Here is a 4,879-nt window from a genome sequence, read left to right on the forward strand (position 1 = left end):
CTCCGCGGCTGGCGCGTGAGCGTCAAAGATTGTAGCGGAGGTCTTTAGACCTCCATCCGAGGGTGTGGGCGACTTTGGTGGCGGGAGAGGATGGAGACCTGAAGGTCTCCGCTACGGGGAGGCGCCTCTCATGCTTCATGATACCGCATTCTCGTGCTCCAACGTGAAACGGCCGAGCGGGTGCTCGGCCGTTTCAGTGCGCGGGGGCGCGCTAGCGGAGGTACTGGAACGGGTTGACGCGGACGTTGTTCGCGTAGACCTCGTAGTGGATGTGCGGACCCGTGGATCGTCCGGTGGAGCCCACCTTGGCGAGCTCCTGGCCGCGCTCCACTTGCTGTCCCTTGCTCACGAGGAGCTTGGAGGAGTGGGCGTAGCGCGTCTCGAGACCGTTGCCGTGATCAATGGTCACCTGGTACCCGTACCCGCCGAGCCAGCCGGCGGAAACGACGGTCCCGGGGTCGGAAGCGTAGATGGATGTCCCGTAGTTCACGGCGACGTCAATGCCGTGGTGCGCCCAGTGGTAGTACTGCGAGATGCGGTACTCCGAGATGGACGGCCAAAAGAACTTGCCCGGGATGGACGGGAGCGGCTTCTGCTCCGCCTTCTTCACTGGCGTCGTCACCACGGGAGCCGGTGCCTGATAGGGTCGGCCACCAATAATGATGAGCGTGTCGCCCGCCTCGATGTCATCCGCATCCACGAGTCGGTTGAACTCGAGGACCTCCTCAGCGTCTGCGCTGTAGTGCTTGGAGATTTTCTCGAGCGTATCGCCGCGCTTCACCGTGTGGAGCACGCCGTCCGTCGGGAGAATCTTGAGCGTCTGCCCGGGACGGATGAGCGACCACGCGCTGAGGGTATTCGCCCAGAGCACGGTCGAGGTGCGGATGCCAAAACGCTCCGCGATGGTGGACGGCGTGTCGCCGAGCTCCACGGTGTACGTGGTGACGCCCTTCCGACCGTGATCCTCCACTGCGGTATCCGTGAGGACAGGCTGCATGAGTGCGTACCCGGATGTCTGCGGGACGGCGGCGAGCGTCACCTCAGCACCGAGCACCGTCGGCGTGAGCGCGCGCACCGAGGCGGCGCGGAAGGTTGGCTCCACCGTGCGTGCAGCCGGACCGGCGACGAGCTCCTCAACGAGCTCCGGTTCCTCGCCGGCGATGAACGCTCGGAGCAGCGGCCGCTCGCCCACGAACCCGCCGTACGTGTGCGCGTATGTGGACTGACCCGCAACGATGAGGAGCACGCCAGCAAACGCGACCGTGACGAACGACCGGTTCGTCAGTACTGCCGCGAGGAGCTCCGCGACGTGCATCTTCCGGCGGAGCGTCATGCGACGGAACGTCCACCACGCGCGGTAGAACGGTACTGCGCCGCGTACGACAATAAGGCCGAGCGCGTGGGCGACGGCAGCGAGCGGCCCCCCCATACGGACGAGCGTCCGCATGAGTTGGAGACATCCTTCCATTGTCCGAAGTCCAATCGCGATGAGCGTCCGTTTGAACGTTCGTGCGATAACTACCCCCTTGCACGCTGCGTCTGCGCACCTGACACCTGATGCTTGGCACCTGACGAGGATGCCGCGATCGGTGTCCCTGCTTCGCACACTACAGCGGGCGTTGAACTCAGCGTTCCAATGTTGATGGTGACTCGACGTCACGACGCTGAGTATTGCTCATCATTGAGCGTGGTTTTTTACAAAAGAAAAAGAGAAAAGGTCAAAGCCGTTCTCCAAGTACACTATTATATTAGCATTTTCCGTCTTTTTTGTCAAGGGCATAATGACAAAAAGTGGCTCTATGGAGCGAAGTTATGCCATACTTAGCGATGGCTTCAAGGTGTGCTTTTGTGCCGTATCCTTTATGCCTCGAAAATCCGTATTCGGGGTACATGGCATCGTACTCCACCATGAGCCGGTCGCGGTGGACCTTCGCGATGATCGAAGCGGCTGCGATGGACTTCACGATTCGATCTCCGCCGATAATCGCGCGCTGCGGGATGGGGAGATTGGGGATGTGCCAGGCGTCCACGAGTGCGTGCGTCGCCGCACTCGATGATGCTTCCAGCAACACGGCGACTGCGCGACGCATGGCGAGGTGCGTCGCCTGACGGATGTTTACCGTGTCAATCTCCACCACGCTCGCGGCACCGATTCCCCACACGGCACCGCGCTGTGCAAGGAGTGCGAGTGCACGTTCACGCTGCGCCGCGGAGAGGAGTTTCGAGTCGCGGAGGAGCGCGATCCGCGCGTGGAGCGGGACGATGCATGCCGCCGCGATCACCGGACCGGCGAGCGGCCCGCACCCGGCCTCGTCGATGCCGACGGGGCAATACCCCTGCGCGATGAGCTCGCGCTCGTGACGGAACGTGGGGTTGCGCATAGACGACCGTTCTTCCTCCTTTCGTCCCATTGTACCGTGAAACGATATTTCTCCGCTCCCTCGAGGACTCGGTCGGTCGAAATGACAGAGGGGGAGAGGACTCGCTCCGCTCGAAATGACGGGGGAAATGGAAGAGCCCCCCGCGGTTCGGGGGGCTCATCGGACGCTGCGGTGGCGTCGCTCACATGAGCACGAATGTTCCGCCGCGCACGGTCCTAAACTGCTTGCCGGATGTACGCCGACCCTTCGGCACGAGCTTGCCTTCGCACCCGCTGGGACAGGTGTACCCTGAGCCGTCGGCGGATTTCTGCGTGTAGTGTGCGAAGCACTGCGGACACTGCGGCGCACCGCTGGCATCCTCGTCGATCTGTTGCGCTTGGTTCGCGACCATCCACGCCTCCTCGTCCTTTTACCCTGCACGCGCAGGACAGGGACACCACAACATACCACGCCATCGCCCCCTTGTCAAGCGTCGTTGATTCTGGGCACAATGGAGGTATTCGGCGTGCCGTGGGGTACGTCTCTTTGGTTCCCCTAGCTCTCACGCACTGATCGGCGCGTGATTCTCTCGTATGAACGCTGTCCTCACCTTCGCCCTCATCGCAGGGCTCACGAGCATCGCGTACGGCCTGTGGCTTGCCAAGAAGATCAACCGCCTCCCCGCCGGTGAGGGGAAGATGGTGACGATTGCGAAGGCCATCCAGGAAGGCGCGCGCGCGTTCCTCAAGCGCCAGTACACGGCGGTGGCGTGGATCGGTGCCGCCCTCTTCATCATCATCGGTGTCACCCCGTCGCTCGGCTGGCAGACCGCGATCGGTTTCGCCGTTGGTGCCATCCTCTCCGCGCTCGCGGGCGCGATCGGGATGCACGTTGCGGTGAGGGCGAACGTCCGCACGGCGGAGGCGGCGAAATCCGGACTGTCGCGCGCGATGCACGTTGCCGTCCAGGGTGGCGCGGTGACGGGACTCCTCGTCGTTGGCCTCGCGCTCGCGGGCGTCGTGTCCGTCTTCTGGCTGTTCGGCGCGGACGCTGATGCACTCCGCTCGCTCATCGGCTTTGGCTTTGGCGGATCGCTCATCTCGGTGTTCGCCCGACTTGGCGGCGGCATCTTCACGAAGGCCGCGGACGTGGGTGCAGACCTCGTGGGCAAGGTGGAGGCGGGGATTCCGGAGGACGATCCGCGCAATCCGGCCGTCATTGCGGACAACGTGGGTGACAACGTGGGTGATGATGCGGGGATGGCTGCGGACCTCTTTGAGACCTACGCCGTCACAACAATCGCGGCGATGCTCCTGGGCTCGCTCACCGGCGGCGTCGGTGGCGCGGCGGTGCTCTACCCGCTCATCATCGGCGGCGTTTCGGTCATCGCCTCCATTATCGGCACGCTCGCCATCCGCCTGAAGCACGGTTCGACTGCCATCATGGGCGCGCTCTACAAGGGCCTCGTCGCCGCAGGCATCATCGGCGCGCTCGGGGTCGTTTTCGTCCCGCGACTCTTCGCGATCGGCAGCGCATCGTTCAACCTCGCGTCCGCAGCACTCTGGGGTCCGGCGCTCATCGGATTCGCCGTCACTGCGCTCATCGTCGTCATCACGGAATACTACACCTCCACGGCACGGAAGCCGGTGCGCTCGATCGCGAAGGCATCGGAGACCGGTCACGGCACGAACGTCATCGCCGGCCTCGCCGTGGGCATGCGCGCCACATGGATGCCGGTCGTCGTCATCGCCGCCGCCATCTGGTCGGCCAATGCCATCGGCGGACTCTACGGCATCGGCATCGCGGCGATGGCCATGCTCTCGCTCGCGGGGATCATCGTGACGATTGACGCGTTTGGGCCCATCACGGACAACGCGGGCGGCATCGCCGAGATGGCGGAGCTCTCCGCGGACGTCCGGAGCGTGACGGATCCGCTCGACGCGGTCGGCAACACGACGAAAGCCATCACGAAAGGATACGCGATCGGATCGGCCGGTCTCGCCGCGCTCGTTCTGTTCGCGGACTACACGCACAACCTCGAGGCGGCGGGCATCGCTGCGTCGTTCCCGCTCAATGACGTTCGGGTGCTCGTGGGACTCCTCATCGGCGGAATGCTCCCGTACATCTTTAGTGCGCGTGCGATGGAGGCGGTCGGCCGCGCGGCGGGTGCGGTGGTGGAGGAAGTACGCCGCCAGTTCCGTGAGATCCCGGGCATCATGGAGGGGAAAGCAAAACCCGATTACGGACGCTGCGTGGACATCGTCACGAAAGCGGCGATCCGCGAGATGGTAGTCCCCGCGCTCCTCCCCGTGGTCGTCCCGATCCTCGTGGGACTCTTCCTCGGACCGCAGGCACTCGGCGGACTCCTCATTGGTGTGCTCATCACCGGTCTCTTCCTCGCGCTCGCGATGACCACCGGCGGCGCCGCGTGGGACAACGCGAAAAAGTACATCGAGCAAGGAAACCACGGCGGCAAGGGCTCGGACGCGCACAAGGCCGCGGTGACGGGCGACACCGTT

General features: G+C 64.1%; 4 protein-coding genes. 1 reads left to right on the forward strand and 3 read right to left on the reverse strand.

Annotated elements, in window-relative coordinates; genetic code table 11:
• Positions 1 to 211: 211 nt before the first annotated feature.
• The 3 genes from Q7S96_03270 to Q7S96_03280 form a co-directional block, all read right to left on the reverse strand.
• On the reverse strand, positions 212 to 1,468 hold the full coding sequence (locus tag Q7S96_03270) for a peptidoglycan DD-metalloendopeptidase family protein (GenBank protein ID MDO8463266.1): 1,257 nt from the start codon (positions 1,466 to 1,468) through the stop codon (positions 212 to 214).
• Positions 1,469 to 1,748: 280 nt separating this feature from the next.
• The gene (locus Q7S96_03275) at positions 1,749 to 2,381 is read right to left on the reverse strand and encodes a ribonuclease HII (GenBank protein ID MDO8463267.1); all 633 of its coding nucleotides are present in this window, start codon (positions 2,379 to 2,381) and stop codon (positions 1,749 to 1,751) included.
• Between the two features lie 181 nt (positions 2,382 to 2,562).
• Positions 2,563 to 2,772, reverse strand: coding sequence for a hypothetical protein (locus tag Q7S96_03280; GenBank protein MDO8463268.1), 210 nt, complete (start codon positions 2,770 to 2,772; stop codon positions 2,563 to 2,565).
• 181 nt (positions 2,773 to 2,953) lie between these two features.
• Here Q7S96_03280 and Q7S96_03285 point away from each other — a divergent pair.
• Positions 2,954 to 4,879 (forward strand): sodium-translocating pyrophosphatase (locus Q7S96_03285; GenBank protein MDO8463269.1); only part of this gene is annotated, 1,926 nt, incomplete at its 3' end.

Source organism: bacterium, assembly GCA_030647005.1.
In the GTDB taxonomy this organism is placed as follows: Bacteria; Patescibacteriota; Patescibacteriia; order JACPHY01; family JACPHY01; genus JAUSKG01.

Bases quoted from the DNA above. Each gene is read 5' to 3' on its own strand.
- Q7S96_03275 (MDO8463267.1), bottom strand. From the start codon at position 2,381: ATGCGCAACCCCACGTTCCGTCACGAGCGCGAGCTCATCGCGCAGGGG.
- Q7S96_03280 (MDO8463268.1), bottom strand. From the start codon at position 2,772: ATGGTCGCGAACCAAGCGCAACAGATCGACGAGGATGCCAGCGGTGCG.
- Q7S96_03270 (MDO8463266.1), bottom strand. From the start codon at position 1,468: ATGGAAGGATGTCTCCAACTCATGCGGACGCTCGTCCGTATGGGGGGG.